Source organism: Rhodococcus sp. MALMAid1271 (assembly GCF_049195265.1).
Lineage (GTDB): Bacteria > Actinomycetota > Actinomycetes > Mycobacteriales > Mycobacteriaceae > Rhodococcoides.
On the sequence record NZ_JBMIRQ010000110.1, the window covers coordinates 1 to 16,979 of the forward strand.

A 16,979-nucleotide genomic window follows, 5' to 3' on the forward strand; every position below is an offset into this window, starting at 1 on the left:
TGTGGGACACTTTCACTGGAAGTGCCTTTCCTGAGCTGGTGGATTTGTTGCGTGAGAACTCAAATCATCCCAGTTCAGGGGGCACTTTCTTCAGTTAGACACTCCGGTCAATGGAAGTTCTATCGGTGGATTCAGGCTTAGAAGAACGATGCACGATGACGGCCACCTCGACCTCGGTCGAGGTGGCTGCCGGCGCATGAATGGGATGTCGAACCATCCGTAATCGTTGAATCGTCCGACTCGGGGTCAACGCCGATCCCGGCCAACCTTCGACCTACGAAATCCATGGGGTTCGAGACCTCATGGAGCCCACAACGAGAGGACCAAACCATTGACAAGAGTTCCTTCCGCTCCGGGTACCGGTGAGGTAGCCGACCGAGTCAGAGCCCGCAGAGGCGGTTACTTGACTCCGCTGGATGAGGCCCTGCTGCACAGCGAGCCATTCGCAGACGGATGGAATGCGTTGCTCGGTGCTGTCAGGTCCAGCATGGCGTTGCCCGGTGTGTTCCGTGAGCTCGCGATCTGTCGCGTTGCCGCGTTGAACGGTGCAGACTACGAGTGGCGTGCGCACGTCCCGCTCGCACACGCAGAGGGGCTGACGGACGAGCAGGTGGCCGCCCTGAGACTTGGCGCGGACACCGCGTCGCTGGAGGACGATCATCAGCTCATCCTCGCCTATACAGACGCGATGACGCGGTCGGTCACGGTGCCGGGCGAGCTCAGTGCGGCCGTTCACAAGCGTTTGGGCACAAAGCAACTCGTTGAGCTGACCGGCACCATCGCGGCGTACAACATGGTGTCTCGATTTCTCGTAGCACTTCACGTCGGCCACAGCGAGTCGGCGGACACCTCCGAATCAACGGAAAGCGAAGTGACGGCATGACCGGTCGATTGGCGGGCAAAGTTGCCCTGGTAACGGGAGCAGGAAGTGTAGGACCTGGTTGGGGTAACGGTCGTGCGTCCGCGGTGCGCTTCGCCCAGGAAGGCGCGACGGTCTTCGCGATCGATCTGAACCGGGAGGCACTCGACGAGACCGTGGCACGTTTCGACGGGCCTGCCGGGTCGATCGTTCCCCTTCGGTGCGATGTCACCGACACCGACGCCGTTCAGGCAGTGGTGGCCAGTTGTGTCGAGCAGGCGGGCAGGGTCGACATACTGGTCAACAACGTCGGTGGGTCTCGCGCCGGCGGGCCGGTGGAGATAACCGAGGAAGAGTGGAACAAGCAGCTCGAATTCAATCTCACGACAACGTTTCTCACGTGCAAGCACGTCCTGCCGTACATGAAGGAGGCTCGCACGGGTGCCATCGTCAACACCGCGTCCACATCGGGCATCCGCTGGACCGGAGCAGCACAAGCGGCGTACTCCGCGTCGAAGGCCGGCGTGATCGCGTTCACCCGGTCCGTCGCGGTCCAACACGCCCCGTGCGGTATTCGTGCCAACACTGTGATTCCGGGACAGCTGCACACGCCGATGGTCGAGGTTCGGCTCGCCGGTCAACGCTCCGGTGGTGACGTCGACAAGCTCCTCGAACAACGGCTCTCGCGGATTCCGATCGGGTTCATGGGCGATGGCCGAGACACCGCGAACGTCGCATTGTTCCTCGCATCCGATGAGGCTCGCTTCGTGACCGGTACCGAGGTCGTCGTCGACGGCGGCATGTCGGCTCGCTGCGACTGATCCTCGGGGAGAACGTATTCGGACGAGAAGTGGCCCCGAACCTGTCGGTTCGGGGCCACTTCGGTTCTGGTCGAGTGTGGTCAGAGACCTGCGGCAGCGGAAGACCCCACCGTCACCGACTGTCCTACGTCGGAGCTCGATACTCGACGCACCAGCGCGTCGAGTGCGACGACGCCCGCACCAGCTGGACGGATGGAGACCGGGTTGATCTCGGCTTCCAGGACATCTGTGTGGGACACGGCGAGTTCTGAGAGCGCAACGATGGTGGCTGCGAGAGCATCCAGATCGCCTCCCGGAAGTCCGCGGTAACCGCTGACCACCGACAGACCCTTGACCTCGCCGATCATTTCGCGGGCGGTTTTGGTGTCGACAGGGGCCAGGCGAACGGAGGAGTCAGCGAAGATTTCGGCCAATACACCTCCTGTGGACAGTACGACCAACGGGCCGACGTCGGCGCTGACGCGGTATCCCACCAACGCGTCGGCCAAGCCGCGAGGTGCCATCTGCTGCACGAGAACACGGTCGACGACGACATCGGGCTGGTTCTCGCCGACGCTGGTGACGATGGATCGAACAGCGTCGCGCACACCGTGGTCGTCGACCACGTTCAGGACAACCCCACCGACATCGCTCTTGTGAGGGACTTCGTCCGACAACACCTTCACGACGGCCGGGTAGGCGAAGGGCAGGTTCAGCTCCCCATCGAGAGAGTCGACGTGCAGTGCGACGGCGGGACAGAATTCAACACCCAGAGACCCGAGTAGTTCGCTCGATGCCTTCTCGTCCAGTACGGCGGTCGATGCCGACGCGTCGACGGCGAATCGAGCTCCGTTGCCTACGGACGCCGGTACGCGGCCGTATGTGGCTGCGATGACGTCGGCGCACGACTCCGGGGTGCGAAAGGCAGGGACGCCCGAGGTATTGAGAAGTGCTGCGGCGTCGGGTGCTTCGGGCAGCGCGAAGGCGACGATGGGCACCGAGTGGTTGCCCCGCTCGGAGATGGCCTGCACGGCGAGTTCCGGATTCAGCCGCGCCGAGGAGCCGATGACGAACACGATCAGATCGAACTCGCCACTGTCCTGCATTGCGTCGAGAGCGCCGGTGACGATGTCGTGTCGCGCGCCCGCCAAGCCCAGATCGGCAATCAGGCTGTGCGGGATGGGGGCTCCGCGCTCGGCCATCGTTGCGACGAGTTCCTCGCTCGGTCCTGCGATGGTGAGTCCGCGCAGTGCCAGCTGGTCGACCATGATCGCGGCACCTCCGCCGGTGGTCGTCACGACGCCGACGCGTGGGGAGGCGGGAGTGGGGGAGACAGGGACGCGACGCAGCAGGCCGGGTGCCTCGACGAGGGACTCGAAGTTGTACACCCGAGCGAAGCCGCAAGACCGGAAGAATGCCTCGGACTCACTGTCCTCGCCGGCCAGTGCTCCGGTATGCGAAACCGAGAGTGCCGCAGCTTCATCCGATCGACCGAGCTTGTAGACTGCGACCGGCTTGCCCGCGGCAGCGGCGGCCTGCGCGAACGACGCGAGGTCCTCCGAATTCCGCAGCGATTCCATGAAGAGGGCAAAGGAGGTGACGCCGGGATCGGCAACCATCGACTCGCACAGTGCCCCGAGGGACAGGTCGGCTTCGCCACCGGTGGAGACGAGTCCGGCGAATCCGATTCCGCGACCGCGAGCGCGGCTGACGAGCGATCCGATGACGCTGCCCGACTGCGACGCGACGAAGATTCCGCCGGAGGGTATGTTCGGCTCGCCGAATGCCGCGTTACCGGTGAGCATGACTCCGGTGCGCGGATTGACCACTCCCAAGCTGCTCGGTCCGATGACTCGCACCTCGCCCTCGGCCGCGGCTGCACGCAGTCGCTCCTCGCGTTCGAGGCCCTCAGGGCCTTCCTCGGCAAAACCCGACGAAAGAACTGTGGCGGCAGTGACGCCGAGTCGAGCACATTCTTCGACGGCGGAGATCGCCGCTTCGGCACCGGTCATGATGTAGACGTGCTCGGGAACCTCGGGCAGTGAGGATAGGCTGGGCCATGCTTTTTCGCCCTGGACGGTTTCCCTCGTCGGGTTGATGAAGTAGGCATTCCCGGTATATCCGGCCTGCGCCAAGAATTGCTGCGGCCGGGCAGTCGTCTTCTTCGGATCGTTGGAGGCCCCCACGATCGCAATCGACTTCGGGTCGATCAGTCTCTGGGCGAACGACCGAGTGCCGTCGGGATCGTTGCGATGTTCGTTCATGGGCTCAACTCCTGGGAGCGGTGTGAATCGTGGTTCTGGACAGAACGCCGGATGGTGGTGTGTGCCACTCGGCGGGAGCGGCATGATGTAGATTACACACTCTATAGAGTACTGTCTATCGACATGGGAACTACTCGGCAGTGCCCGGATCGGGGCGAGTTCGGTGACGACACATCGATGGCAGGGGTGATCAACGACGAGTCCTTGATCGATCGGTTGATTGTTCGCCCATCGAGCGAGCCGGACGGAGGAACTGTCTGCGACGATCGAGCGCAGTTCGTCGGGCAGCCGATCCGAGGCTTCGTGCAACGCACATTCGGGGGCCATCTCGTCGCTCAGGCATTGATGGCGAGCGCTGCAACGGTGAGTGACCCTCGGAGAGTGGCAAATTCGCTGCACGTCTACTTTCTCTCGTCGGGTACACATGAGCATCCCTTGGACTACGAGGTCGACACGATTCGAGACGGGGGGTCCTTCTCCATCCGTGAGACCACGATCGTGCAGAACGGACGCCGGCTGGCGCGTGTGTCGGCCTCGTTCTGTCTCCCTTCGGCGATCGGATTGGTCGTCGACGAATTCCTTTCTGTGCACACCGTCCCGGCACCGGAGGAGTTGGAGCCGCTCTACCGTCGTCGGACGCTCGGTCTGCCACCCGACGGCATCAAGTTGCCGACGGGCAAGCACTGGCAGACCGCGTCGCGTCCGGTCGATATTCGCTATATAGACAATGCCGACTCACGACGCTTCTGGTTTCGCACCGCTGCCGCCGACGGCGGGAACCAGAACGAGCATCGAGCTGTGCTCGCGTTCGCCAGCGACCGATCACTGCTCCCGGTGATCGCACACGCACGAGGGGACATCGAGGGTGCCCACACCATGCGCAGTGCAAGCATCGATCATGCGCTGTGGTTCCATGCCGATGTCCGCTCGGGCGATTGGTACCTCTACGTTCAGGACTCGCCGTTCCACACGGCACGATCCGGACTGGCCCGAGGAACGATTTTCAACCGGGCCGGTCGTCTCGTCGCATCAGTTACACAGCAAGGCATGATCTTCGGCGAATGCCTCGAAATTCGCACATAGCATCGTCGCCGCAACTGCCTGAGCGAAAACCACGTCGACATAGGGCTGTGATCCACACCGGGTCTCGGCCCTCACCGGTACGAATGTGCTCAGCCGGTTGGAGGACGCGACCCCGAGGGCACCATCGAGAGGTTCACGCCGAGCGCCGGACCGAGTTCGGTGGTGGCCCTGAGGAAGACATCTTCGTCACATTCGGGCTCACACGGGCGACTTGCTTCGAGCGGTTGTCCAGCCGCCTCGGCGAAGAACGGAACTGTTCGACGAGAGACTGTTCGAGCAGCTGCGAGACTCTGCTGATGCTGACTTGCCCACCACCACAAGAAAATTCGGAAGTATTTTATTGCTCGATGAGAACAGACGCCGCGGCGAAAGTCACGCAGGGAGGCGAGCGATCGTTGCGTGCAAGTGTTGAATCTGTACACCACTGCTGCGAGCCCGGCTGGGGGCCAAAGGAGTCCATCTGGTTTCAGATTTCTGGAACAGGGCAGTGGATTTCGGGCAACACCGTGTACGTCGGTGGAATCCCGCAGATCTGACTGGGTCACCGGTGCAGCTGATTTCAGATCGCAACATCCCGACCTAGTCGGTGACTCGGTGTGCATCTCCTCAGCCCAAGGGCCGATTGGTACCTTGTGGTTTGGTCCGTTCTCGGACGGCAATTCTGCGTTCCGGATCTCAATCGGGTTCAGGCATCATCCCCTGTCTCGGGCAACCACCTGAGACCTGTGCTCTTCGACGGAGGTTCGCAGGACGTCGACAGCGACGGCGAGTGCGGGAGAGGGGTTGGCGGGGTTCCATGCCATCGCGATGCGTAGGACCCGGGTGGGCCCGGCGAGCGGGAGGTAGTGGACGCCATCCATTCTGAGTTGTTGGGTTGACGCTACGACCACGGCGATGCCGACGCCCGCGCCCACCATTGCGAGCAGACTGTAGGGGTCGGGGGCTTCATGGGCAATGGTGGGCGCGAAGTCTGCATCCGCGCACAGCGCGAGCGTCGTCTCGCGCACTACAGATCCGTGTTCGGCCGGATAGAACACGAACCGCTCGTGCCGGAGGTCGGTGGCGTCGACTTCAGATGCACCGACAAGGCGATGTCCCGCAGGAACCGCGAGGATCAGAGTTTCCTCGCTGACGGTCACTGTGGCTAGATGGGGAGGAGCCGGCAATCCGACGATCCCCATGTCGATGCTGCCATCGGCCAGAGCGTCTATCACTTCCCCGGAGTACAGCTGAGGCCGAAGGACCAGTTCGACGCCCGGGTGGGCGTCGGCGATCGACCGTGCCAGACGCGACAACGCCTGGTATCCGCTTGCCCCGCCGAATCCGATGCGAACAGAACCGATTTCGCCGGTCTTGCTCGACCGAGCAACGCTGTGGATGACATTCAGCTGAGCCCTGATCATCCGGACGGGTTCCATCAGTGCTGTTCCAGCGTCGGTGAGCTGTACCGAGCGTGTGGTGCGGATGAACAGGTCTGTGCCCAGTTCTCGTTCGAGTGCCCGAACCGTCTGACTCAGCGGCGACTGCGCCACATGGAGCTTCTCGGCAGCGCGTCCGAAATGCAACTCCTCCGCGACTGCGAGGAAAGCGTCCAGATGCCGTAACTCCATGCGATCTCCCAGTTAAGTGAATCTGACACTCAATGAAGCCAAATTACGTCTTGGACTCTACAAGGAGGCTCAGGAATAGTGATCTACATCGCACTCAATGGTTATCTCCATGCGGATCACACAGTCAGGACTTCAGGTGACACTTTCACAAGACGGCGACTTACAGTCGATGCACGACGTGAAGAAGGCGCGCAAAGCCGGCATCACCGCGTTCGCCGGCACGACCATCGAATGGTTCGACTTCTACATCTATGGCACCGCATCTGCGCTCGTGCTGGGCAAACTGTTCTTCCCCGACGCGTCCCCTGCGGTCGGGACTCTCGCTGCGTTCGCAACGTTCGCAGTCGGGTTCCTCGCACGTCCGTTGGGCGGCATCATCTTCGGCCACTTCGGTGACAAGTTCGGCCGTAAGAACGCAGTGGTCATCACCCTGGCGATGATGGGCATCGGGACCGTCGGAGTCGGTTTGCTGCCGACCTACGAGTCGATCGGAATCTTGGCACCGATCCTGCTGGTCACCCTTCGTGTGGTGCAGGGCATCGCGATGGGTGGGGAATGGGGTGGTGCCGTCCTGATCGCCACAGAATTCGCTCCACCGAAGAAGAAGGTCCTGTACGGTGCCTTCGCACAACAAGGATCGCCCGTCGGCAACCTCATGGCCACGCTCGCCTTCCTGGCATTGACCGCGATGTCGGACAGTGTCTTCGAATCCTGGGGTTGGCGTATACCTTTCGTCGCGTCGGCGCTGCTGGTTGCCGTCGCCCTCTACATTCGTCTGCACATCTCCGAGACGCCGGAAATGCGGCAGGCCGTCGAAAAACAAGAACGCACTCGCTTGCCCCTCGTCCAGGTCGTTCGTTCCCATCCGATAGAACTGCTCCTCGGCGTCGGCGCAGTGGTCGCCGGAGTGGCGATCACCTACGTCAAAACCACGTTCGCGTTATCGTGGGCGACGACGGATCTCGGATTCGAACGAGCAGACTTTCTTCTTGTCATCACCTGCGCGTTGGTCGCACAGGTGATCATCCAGCCGTTCGGTGCGATCTTTGCCACGAGAATCGACCCGTCGCGGGCCATCAAATGGATGCTGCTGCCGGAGCTGATTCTGCTTCCGCTGATGTTCTTCCTCATCCAGACCGGATCGGTCGCCTGGGCGATGCTCGGCATGATTCTCGCTACCGCCCCACACGCCATGTACTACGCAGCGCTGGCAGGTATTTTGGCGCAGGTCTTCCCGACCAATGTCCGCTACACGGGAATCTCACTCTCGTACCAGTTCTCGACGGCGATCTTCGCTGGTACCGCCCCCTTGCTGTCTCAATTCCTCCTCAATGCCACCGGCTCGATCTGGGTCGTCGTCGGACTCGGCCTGTTCTACGTACTGCTGTCGGTCGTGTGTATGTCGGTCCTACTGCGCAGAGGTAAGCGGCTCGAACCGCTCGCTGTGTACGACGCGACGACGGCGTCCACACTCAGCAACACCGGAAAGGCCTGAAACATGAATTACGCGCGACGCGACCCCGCGCTCCATGCAGTAGTCCGACGCTGGACCGACGGTGAGGATCTCCAGAGGCTCGACGCATTGCTGGATGCCCTGGGCGAGGATGCTGCCGGTCGACTCGACGGTCTCGCCGCCACGGCGGACAAGAACCCGCCGGTCCTTCGCCAGTTCGATCGCGACGGCAACCGTGTCGACGAAATCGTCTATCACCCTGCCTATTCGGAGCTGTGCGAGGCGGCCTACAGCACGTACGGCCTGTCTGCGTTGTCACATCGGGGACTGCACGGCTGGGCGGAAACTCCACCGCACCTGGTGAAGTACCTGGCATCATATGTTTTCGTCCAAGCGGAGTTCGGGCTCGCATGCCCGGTCTCGATGACGGACGCAGCGGCACGTGTTCTCGAGCTGTTCGGAGACAGTGATGTGTTCGGCCCGTGGATCGATGGTCTCACCTCGGTGGACCCGGCGACTTCGATGACCGGTGCCATGTTCATGACCGAGCCGCAAGCCGGAACCGACATCGCCATGACCGAGACGGTGGCAGAGCCGCGCGATGGCGGCTGGCGACTCACGGGTAAGAAGTGGTTCGCCTCCAACCCCGACGCCGATGTCATCGTGACACTGGCCAGGTTCCCTGGAGGCGAGGACGGCTCCACCAGGGGAGTTGGCATGTTCATGGTGCCGAAGAAGCTGCCCGACGGCTCGCCCAACAACTTCACGATCGACCGCCTCAAGGACAAGATGGGCACCAGGTCGATGCCGAGCGGTGAAGTAACTCTTTCCGGGGCACATGCCCTTCAGGTGGGGCAGTTGGACCGAGGCTTCGTGCAGATGGCAGAGATGGTCAACACGTCGAGACTGTCGAATGCCATGCGCGCCAGTGCTTTGATGCGCAGGTCTGTTCGGGACGCAGTCGACCACACTCGTGATCGAATCGTGTTCGGAAAGCCCCTGTTCGAGCAGCCGCTGATGCGCGCGACACTGCTCGAGCTCTGCCTCGAATCAGAGGCGTCCTTGGCGATGGTCGCCTACAGCGCGAAGTGCCTTCAGGCCGCCGATGACGGTAACCCCGATTCGAAACAACTGATCCGGGTTCTGACGCCCCTCGCCAAGCATTTCATCTGCAAGCGAGCGCGAGTGGTCACCGGAGAGGCCATGGAGGTGCGCGGCGGTAACGGCTATATCGAGGAATGGGCGCATGCTCGGTTGGTTCGCGACGCCCACCTCGGTTCGATCTGGGAGGGTTCCAGCAACGTCATCGCGCTTGACGTGTTGCGGTGCATGCGAAAGTTCAACGCGCATAGACACATTGCGACTACGATGATCGGCGTATTGGCGGGCCTCGGCCCTGATTGCGCCGACGGCCGTTCCGTTCTCGTTCGCGCATGGGAAGACCTGACCGAGCGGGGCGACCGTCTTCTGATCAGTTCGACGGACGTAGCCGAGTCGGGTTGTGCGCATTACGCAAATGCACTTGCACAAACGATCATGCAGACCTTGCTGTTCGATCTGGCGAATCACTCCATACACTCGACCGGCGACTACCGCGGACTGTTGGTGGCATTCGCGTACCTCGACCGTTCGGACGACGTGTCCGCCGAGGCGCTGAGTCATCTCGGGGCGGTCGTCGACGGAACGGCCGTCGATCGCGAATCCGCACTTCTTGCCAGTCCTCTGGCCGATTCGACGGTAGGTGCAACGCGATGAGCGAATCCGCCAATCGGGGACCGTCGCCGCTGGCAGGCCTCAAGGTGCTCGATCTCTCGAAGATTCTTGCCGGCCCGTACGCAACCATGTCGTTGGGCGATCTGGGTGCCGACGTGACCAAGATCGAGCACCCCGAGGGCGGCGACCCGACCCGGTCCTGGGGTCCACCGTTCGTCGGCGATGATGCTGCCTACTACCTCGCGATCAACCGTGGCAAGAAGTCGGTGACGGTGGATCTCAAGTCCGACGAGGGTCAGGCGCTGATCCATCGTATGCTGGCCGAGTCGGACATCGTCGTCGAAAACTTCAAGCCAGGCAGTGGGTTACAGAAGATTTTCGATTACCGTGCGCTATCGGAACGTCACCCGCATCTCATTGTCTTGCATATTTCGGCGTTCGGGGACGAAGGGCCACTGCGCGACGAACCTGGCTACGACATTCTTGCTCAAGCGGCAGGTGGGCTGATGTCTCTCACCGGTGAACCGGGCGGTGCGCCACTGAAAGCGGGCTTCGCGATGGGCGATCTCGGTGCGGCGTTGTTCGGCATCATCGGCATTCTCGCTGCGCTGTACGAGCGCACTCGTACAGGCAGAGGGCAGTACGTCACAACCTCGCTCTACGAGTGCCAACTCGCGCTGCACGTCAACTGGGCGACGAGTTACTTCGCTACCCGGGAGCGGCCCGTCGCGATGGGGTCTGCGCACCTCAATCTTGTTCCCTATCAGGCGTTCCCTGCCGTCGACGGGCACTTCGTCGTTGCAGTCGGCAATGATGCGCAGTGGCGAGACCTGTGCGGGGCCATCGGTCGTGACGATCTGGGTGAGGATCCCAGATTCGTCCAGAACCGCAACCGCGTCGACAATCGTGACGCTCTCGAGAAGGAACTGACCTCGGTGTTCGCCGGAGACACCGTCGAGCATTGGTGTTCGTTGCTCAACAGCAACTCGGTTCCCGTCTCGCCGATTCGGCACCTGGATGAGATCTACGCGCACCCGCACACCGCGGCGCTGGGGATGGTGGAGACCGTTCGCCACCCGTCGATAGGGCCGCTCGAACAAATTCCGTCGCCGATCAGCTTCGGCGGGGTGCGGCCCACAATCACCAGTGCACCTCCTGAACTCGGCGCGGACACAGATGAAGTGATGGCTCGATTCACCAACCAACGCAAATCCCTTTGACCTCCCGGAGGAACTGTTGTCTGCTCTTGTCTCGGCCGAAAAGATGTTCGGTCTCGATTCGCTCCTACAGCCCGACGAGATCGAGATCCGTAATACCGTAAGGAAATTTGCGTCCGAGCGGATTCGTCCGTTCATAGCTCAATGGTTCGAGGACGGAACACTGCCTGCCCGGAAGCTCGCCAAGGAGCTCGGCTCCCTCGGTGTGCTCGGAATGCACCTCGACGGTTACGAATGCGCTGGCATGAGCGCCACGGCCTACGGTCTTGCGTGCCTGGAACTCGAAGCCGTCGATTCCGGCATCCGGAGCCTGGTGTCGGTGCAGGGTTCGCTGGCGATGTTCGCCATCCACCGGTGGGGAAGCGAAGAACAGAAGCACACGTGGTTACCGTCGATGGCCCGCGGTGACGCGATCGGGTGCTTCGGTCTCACCGAGGCGGACTTCGGGTCCAACCCCGCAGGCATGCGGACCACCGCGAAGAACGACGGCGAAGACTGGGTACTCAACGGTACGAAGATGTGGATCACGAATGGGTCCATCGCTGACGTAGCGGTGATCTGGGCTCGGACAGATGACGGCATTCGCGGGTTCGTGGTGCCAACCAACACCCCGGGGTTCTCGGCACCCGAGATCAAGAACAAGGTGTCACTTCGTGCCTCGGTGACCTCCGAGCTCGTGCTCGATGATGTGCGGCTGCCGGCGTCGGCGATGCTTCCTCTCGCGGAAGGCCTGCGTGGACCACTCACGTGTCTGAACGAGGCGAGGTTCGGGATCGTGTTCGGTGCGATCGGAGCGGCGCGAGACTGCCTGGACTCGGCCGTCGAGTACTCGCTCACGAGGGAGGTATTCGACAAGCCCCTGGCCGGCTATCAGTTGACTCAGGCCAAGATCGCGGACATGGCTCTCGAAGTTGGGAAAGGCCACCTCCTCGCCTATCAGCTGGGTCGTCTGAAGGACAGCGTCGGGCTCACTCCGGAACAGGTCAGCGCGGGAAAGCTCAACAATGTTCGCGAGGCGATCGAGGTGGCCCGGACGTGCCGGACGATCCTCGGTGCAAACGGCATCACGCTCGAATATCCGGTCATGCGGCATGCCAACAACCTCGAATCCGTCCTGACCTACGAGGGAACATCGGAAATGCATCAGCTCACGATCGGCAAGGCGATGACCGGCGAAGCGGCCTTCCGTTAGCTGGACCGTCCCACACGCCGGGGCCCATCGCACACAGTCGTTGACCCGCGTGAAAAGCCTTCTTGTCGAACAGGATGGGTTGGTCCGTGCCCCTGGAACTATCGGACCGCACGATGCCGTCCTATCCCGCCGACCTCGGTGGGCGTCGAGCTAACCCGACCCGTTGGCAGCGAATTGCTGTGCGGTCCAACGCAACACGAATGGCAGGCCAGTCATGGCTCCGATGAAGTGGTCGCCTGCCACGGGCTCGTAGTGAACGTCGGCGCCCTTGCTGCGCCACTGCTCGATCAGGGCTGTGACCCCGGCTTCGGGGATGAAGCGGTCGCCGATCATCTTGCTCGCGGAACCGTGGAAGAACGCGACCGGTGCCGACGGCGCGTCGGTCCCTGGGAGGTTCGCGGCGATCACCCGCCGCGCGATGTCGGAGTCGAACGGGTCGGGCTCGGACGCCAAGTCCTCGATTCGCATGCGGGCCAACCCGCCCAAGGCGAGGGGGAGGACGGACATGTCCTTCACCCAGGACGCCAACAGCAGCGCCTTCGGGCCGAACAACTCCACCATCTCGGGGTGCTCACGCGCGAGACCCATGCTCGCCGCGCCCAGCAGGCCGGCTGCGACAGTGCCGTTCATGGTGTCCAGCAGCATCGAGAAGTCGGTGGGTGTTCCACCGGCGACGGCACCTGCCAACCTCACGTCCGGTGCGTACCTCGGCTGCAGTTGCGCGGTCCACGTGGTGGCGATCGCGCCGCCGCTGTAGCCGTAGGCCACTACCGGACTGTCGGCGAGTTCAGGGGCGACGACCGTCATCCCGCGCAGCGAGTCCAGGACGGCATGCCCGGCCATCGTGCCTTCGGAGTACGACATCCTCGGGCCTTGGTGATCGGCGACGAGGACGGCGTATCCGCGGGCGAGCCAGAGCGGCATCACCGGCGGGAGGTCGGCACCGACACCGTGCACGAGTCGGTACGACGGCGTGCTCTTGGCTCCGAGAGAATCGATGGCCACGTTGTGGGCGACGACGGGCCGCGGTCCGCGCCCGGTCCACGGCCGCTTCGGGATCAGCAGCGAGGCGGTGACGCCGGCGGGGAGACCGCGCGCGTCGGTCGATCGCACCATGAACTGCTGCAGGGTGGTTCGCGGCCGGGGCACCAGACCGCGGGTCGTGCGCTGCCGGATCACCGCACCGGGATCGAGGTCCTCGATGCCGGGAGGGGTGAGGAAGAAATCGTCGTTGTCGATCGGGGTCGGAAGGATCGCGGCATGGGGATCGTCCGGAGGCTCCAGGGGCAGTCGTCGAGTCAATACGCGATCGAGCACACCGAACAGAGTCATGATCCCCCGATATTCTTCTCCAGCCGTACCGATCCCCGCGGTCACCTTACAGTGCGAGGCGGTCGGTGAACGTCGGAAATGGAGACGTCCCCGCGTTGGTGCAACGCGGGGACGTCTCCCATATCGAGCAGGTTCCGTGGCCGCGTCCCTTCGACGACGTGGCGCGGATCGGGTTGTCGGCCGTTACCCCGTCATGTGCGAGCTTCTCGATAGCGGATCGGGTTTCTCGAGGCCGAAGTGGTCGGCTCCGACGGCAGTCGAGGATTCAGTGGAGTGCACGGTCAGCTCCACTGTCCGAGCAGAGCTCGGTGGTTCAGTCGCTGGTCGCCTGAGGTTCGAGTCTGACGGGTGCACTTTCTGCATGCGTGGTGGGTGCGAAATCAGAGACATGATATTTGCCGTATCGATGGAACAGTACGACCATAGTTCCAGTCAGTACCGCTGGTATGAGCGAAATCTGAAGGACGCTGGACGGAGAGAGGCCTTTGTTGATCAGTGCTCCGCCCACGAGTGGTGCAATGATCGCGCCGATCCGACTGAATCCTGCGGCCCACCCGATGCCGGTCGCCCGCAATGACGGTGGATAGGTTTGGGCGACCACAGCCGTTATGGCGGTGCCAGTGCCGATGATTCCGGCTCCGAGCAGCAAACAGACGGCGATTACCGTGTTCGAGGATGCCGTTGACCCGCCTGCCAGAATGGCAATGAGAGTGTACGTGGCGCCGATCTGCAACAGGATCCCCAGAAGGAGCGCGCCGATGCCCAGTCGGCTCCTGTCCATGGTGAGCCCGAGAAGTATGCCGCCGGCGATGCCGCCGAAAGTCGTGACCGAGGTGGCAAAGATCGCAGTGGATTCGGCGATTCCGGAGAGTACGAGAAGAGTCGTCAACCAACTGAACACGAAATACGAACCGGTGATGCTCAGTAGCAGCATCGCCCACACCAAGATTGTCGATGTTCGTCGACCATCGCGAAACAGGTTCCGTACGCCGGTCAACGAGTCTTGTTCGGGCGATCGGGCGGCGTACACGTCGGACGCGGTGTAGCCGCCGTCGGGCTTGATCTTGTTCAGGATGCGCGCGATGTCGTGCGTTTTGCCTCGTGCTGCATACATTTCCAGCGAGTCTGGCAGGAATGCCCACACTGCAATGAGAACCAGCAGTGGGATCGCACCGGCGACTATGAAGATCGACCTGACTCCGAATCCTGGTACGAGTACGCCTGCGATAATTCCGCAGATCGCCCCTCCCAGTGCCATGCCGGTGGCGATGACCGTGACGACGGTTGCTTTGAACTTCCCGGGGGCGAACTCGGATCCCAATGCGAATAGATTGGGGGATGCAGTTCCAATTCCCACTCCGGAAATGAAGCGACATATCACCAGAGCCAGCAGTCCTGGTGCAAATCCAGCGGCCACTGTCGATGCTCCGAAAAGGATGATGCCAACGGTGATCAACGCTTTCCTGCCGAACCTGTCGGCCATCGGGGCGATCAGGACGGAGGCGATGATCTCACCGATGATCGCAGCTACGATCACGACCGAAAAAGAACCTGGTGACACGTCCCAGAGTTCCGACAGTCCCGGAATCGCATACCCGACGGAAAGAGAATTGAGACCATCGGATATCGCAAGAGCTAGGCACAGAACAACAATTCGTTTCTGAACATTCGAAAAACTCGAACGTTCGATTTCTTGTGTCACATTTATTGACTTCGAGCTCACGGATTCTCCCGGTGATCTACTCAAGGAACGGTGGATGGTGATGGATAGGCAGCGGTGTGCGCCTGGGCGATGAATGCGTGCAGAGGGCACGGCGCGGGCGGACGCTGGCAGGGCATCGACACCTGGAGCGGCGGCCGGGCGATTCGTCTTCGATCGAGGAGTTCCTGAACCACGATCGACGGATCAGGTTCAGGAACTCCCGGTGAGTTCAGTTGGGGCCGTTGGTGGATCCGGCGATCGGGGCTAGCAGAATTCGACGTCGGGCCGTGGCCCGGCCCCAGGTGTCCCGATTACCTGCAGTTGGGTGTACTCCTCGAGTCCCCACAGTCCGTTCTCGACTCCGAACCCACTCGACTTGTGGCCGAGGAAGGGAAGATCGGGTCGTGCACCGAACCCGTGCTGGTTCACGCTCACCATCCCGGCCTGAAGACGGGTCACGATCGCGGAATTCTGTTCGAGGTCCGGACCCCAAACGGATGCGCTCAGGCCGAAGTTCGTTCGATTCGCCCGCCTGATGCCGTCTTCGATGTCGTCGTACGCAACGACCGGTATGAGTGGCCCGAACTGTTCCTCGTCGACGATCGCCGAACCGTCGTCGACGTTGTCGAGGACAGTGGGCGGTACGAAGAATCCGGGCCCGTCGATCGGTGCGCCGCCCGAGGCAGCGCGTGCGCCTTCCGACAGTGCTCGGTTCAACAGCCCCACGACACGGTCGTATTGCGGCCTAGTCGATACCGGACCGAGTTGAACGTCGTCCTCGAAAGGTCCTCCAACTTTCGTCGACGTGGCAATCGAGGCGAGGGCATCCACCAGATCAGCGTGCTGGCTGCGATGTACGTATATCCGTTTGACGTCGCCACAGATCTGACCGTTGTTCATCAAACTTGCCCAGAAGAGCGGCGACGCAATGGCCGCGATGTCCGCACCGGGGAGGATGAGCGCTGGGTCGTTGCCGCCCATCTCCAGGGTGAAGTGTTTGAGCCCGCCCGCGGCCGCTGTCGCGATCTGGGTTCCTGCGCGCGTCGACCCGGTGAAGGTGATCTTGCGGGGTGTGCGATGCGAGGTCAGGAGTTCACCGAGAGGGTCGGGGCCGGTCACGACATTGAGTACGCCGGGGGGAAGTAGCGGCGAGATCCGGCTCGCCAGAGCCAACGAAGACAGTGGGGTGAACGGGGATGGCTTGAGAACAACTGTGTTTCCCGCGCGCAGTGCGGGTGAAATCGCCCAGGCCAATTGAATGATGGGAGTGTTCCACGGCTTGATCGCGGCGACGACTCCGAGCGGACGCCGTGCCACGGTCGCTCGGTACCCCTCGGAATCGGAGGTCTCCTGCACCTCGACATCGAGGTCCGCGTAGTACCGCATCCACAGCGCACCCAACCGAAATTCCCATCGCGAATCCTCGTGTGGTTTACCTGTCTCGAGAGACAGGATGCGCCCGAGTTCGTCCGCGGCGCTCTCGGTCACGTCGGCGATCGCATGTAAAGCGGCCCGCCTGGCTTTCGAGTCAGCGCTCCACGCAGGGAACGCGGCCTCGGCGGACGAGAAGGCGAAATCGACCTCCGCCGATCCAGCCGCCGGGGCCTGCGCGAAGACTGCACCGGTGCTGGGATCGACCACGTCGAATTCACTTGGGACAGATACCTGTTCACCAGCGATAGTCAGTTTGTACTGCGAGGCCATGTGGGTTCCCTTCGAGTGATTACGTGCGGGCAGCTCACACTGTGTGGCTG

12 protein-coding genes are annotated in these 16,979 nt (G+C 62.3%); 7 read left to right on the plus strand and 5 right to left on the minus strand.

Annotated elements, in window-relative coordinates:
• The first annotated feature begins 403 nt into the window (after positions 1-403).
• Both ACOQFP_RS20740 and ACOQFP_RS20745 read left to right on the plus strand, forming a co-directional pair.
• Positions 404-883, plus strand: coding sequence for a carboxymuconolactone decarboxylase family protein (locus ACOQFP_RS20740; protein WP_421585391.1), 480 nt, complete (start codon positions 404-406; stop codon positions 881-883).
• Entirely contained in the window at positions 880-1,680 is an 801-nt protein-coding gene (locus tag ACOQFP_RS20745; RefSeq protein ID WP_421585392.1) for an SDR family NAD(P)-dependent oxidoreductase, read from the plus strand. Before ACOQFP_RS20740 ends, ACOQFP_RS20745 begins: the two co-directional genes overlap by 4 nt.
• 80 nt (positions 1,681-1,760) lie before the next feature.
• Here ACOQFP_RS20745 and ACOQFP_RS20750 read toward each other — a convergent pair whose 3' ends face one another.
• Positions 1,761-3,923 (minus strand): acetate--CoA ligase family protein, encoded by a 2,163-nt coding sequence (locus ACOQFP_RS20750; protein WP_421585393.1) that lies wholly within the window; start codon positions 3,921-3,923, stop codon positions 1,761-1,763.
• 123 nt (positions 3,924-4,046) lie between these two features.
• On the opposite strand from ACOQFP_RS20750, the gene ACOQFP_RS20755 reads away from it, so the two are divergent.
• Positions 4,047-5,006 carry an acyl-CoA thioesterase gene (locus ACOQFP_RS20755; RefSeq protein WP_421585394.1) on the plus strand — a complete coding sequence of 320 codons (960 nt, stop codon included), beginning with the start codon at positions 4,047-4,049 and terminating at the stop codon, positions 5,004-5,006.
• 692 nt (positions 5,007-5,698) lie between these two features.
• On the opposite strand, the gene ACOQFP_RS20760 is transcribed toward ACOQFP_RS20755, so the two are convergent.
• Entirely contained in the window at positions 5,699-6,616 is a 918-nt protein-coding gene (locus ACOQFP_RS20760; protein ID WP_421585395.1) for a LysR family transcriptional regulator, read from the minus strand.
• Between the two features lie 169 nt (positions 6,617-6,785).
• Here ACOQFP_RS20760 and ACOQFP_RS20765 point away from each other — a divergent pair, with 169 nt between their 5' ends.
• From ACOQFP_RS20765 to ACOQFP_RS20780, 4 genes are read left to right on the plus strand one after another with little or no spacing between them, the layout of a single operon-like run.
• Complete coding sequence (locus ACOQFP_RS20765; RefSeq protein ID WP_421585434.1) at positions 6,786-8,111, plus strand: MFS transporter; 1,326 nt, start codon at positions 6,786-6,788, stop codon at positions 8,109-8,111.
• Between the two features lie 3 nt (positions 8,112-8,114).
• Positions 8,115-9,824, plus strand: a complete 1,710-nt coding sequence (locus tag ACOQFP_RS20770; RefSeq protein WP_421585396.1) for an acyl-CoA dehydrogenase family protein — start codon at positions 8,115-8,117, stop codon at positions 9,822-9,824.
• The gene (locus tag ACOQFP_RS20775) at positions 9,821-11,002 is read left to right on the plus strand and encodes a CaiB/BaiF CoA transferase family protein (RefSeq protein ID WP_421585397.1); all 1,182 of its coding nucleotides are present in this window, start codon (positions 9,821-9,823) and stop codon (positions 11,000-11,002) included. The genes ACOQFP_RS20770 and ACOQFP_RS20775 overlap by 4 nt, the downstream gene beginning before the upstream one ends.
• Before the next feature lie 43 nt (positions 11,003-11,045).
• Complete coding sequence (locus ACOQFP_RS20780) at positions 11,046-12,191, plus strand: acyl-CoA dehydrogenase family protein (protein WP_421585435.1); 1,146 nt, start codon at positions 11,046-11,048, stop codon at positions 12,189-12,191.
• Positions 12,192-12,341: 150 nt separating this feature from the next.
• On the opposite strand, the gene ACOQFP_RS20785 is transcribed toward ACOQFP_RS20780, so the two are convergent.
• From ACOQFP_RS20785 to ACOQFP_RS20795, 3 genes are all read right to left on the minus strand, one after another.
• A complete protein-coding gene (locus ACOQFP_RS20785; RefSeq protein WP_421585398.1) occupies positions 12,342-13,523 on the minus strand; it encodes a lipase family protein in 1,182 nt (393 codons plus the stop codon).
• Between the two features lie 313 nt (positions 13,524-13,836).
• Positions 13,837-15,336 carry an MFS transporter gene (locus tag ACOQFP_RS20790; protein ID WP_421585399.1) on the minus strand — a complete coding sequence of 500 codons (1,500 nt, stop codon included), beginning with the start codon at positions 15,334-15,336 and terminating at the stop codon, positions 13,837-13,839.
• A 153-nt stretch (positions 15,337-15,489) separates the two neighbouring features.
• Positions 15,490-16,866, minus strand: a complete 1,377-nt coding sequence (locus tag ACOQFP_RS20795) for an aldehyde dehydrogenase family protein (protein ID WP_421585400.1) — start codon at positions 16,864-16,866, stop codon at positions 15,490-15,492.
• Positions 16,867-16,979 lie beyond the last annotated feature (113 nt).

Excerpts from the sequence above, each read along its gene's own strand:
- ACOQFP_RS20745 (WP_421585392.1), top strand. The coding sequence starts at position 880 with ATGACCGGTCGATTGGCGGGCAAAGTTGCCCTGGTAACGGGAGCAGGA.
- ACOQFP_RS20750 (WP_421585393.1), bottom strand. The coding sequence starts at position 3,923 with ATGAACGAACATCGCAACGATCCCGACGGCACTCGGTCGTTCGCCCAG.
- ACOQFP_RS20755 (WP_421585394.1), top strand. The coding sequence starts at position 4,047 with ATGGGAACTACTCGGCAGTGCCCGGATCGGGGCGAGTTCGGTGACGAC.
- ACOQFP_RS20760 (WP_421585395.1), bottom strand. The coding sequence starts at position 6,616 with ATGGAGTTACGGCATCTGGACGCTTTCCTCGCAGTCGCGGAGGAGTTG.
- ACOQFP_RS20765 (WP_421585434.1), top strand. The coding sequence starts at position 6,786 with ATGCACGACGTGAAGAAGGCGCGCAAAGCCGGCATCACCGCGTTCGCC.
- ACOQFP_RS20770 (WP_421585396.1), top strand. The coding sequence starts at position 8,115 with ATGAATTACGCGCGACGCGACCCCGCGCTCCATGCAGTAGTCCGACGC.
- ACOQFP_RS20775 (WP_421585397.1), top strand. The coding sequence starts at position 9,821 with ATGAGCGAATCCGCCAATCGGGGACCGTCGCCGCTGGCAGGCCTCAAG.
- ACOQFP_RS20780 (WP_421585435.1), top strand. The coding sequence starts at position 11,046 with ATGTTCGGTCTCGATTCGCTCCTACAGCCCGACGAGATCGAGATCCGT.
- ACOQFP_RS20785 (WP_421585398.1), bottom strand. The coding sequence starts at position 13,523 with ATGACTCTGTTCGGTGTGCTCGATCGCGTATTGACTCGACGACTGCCC.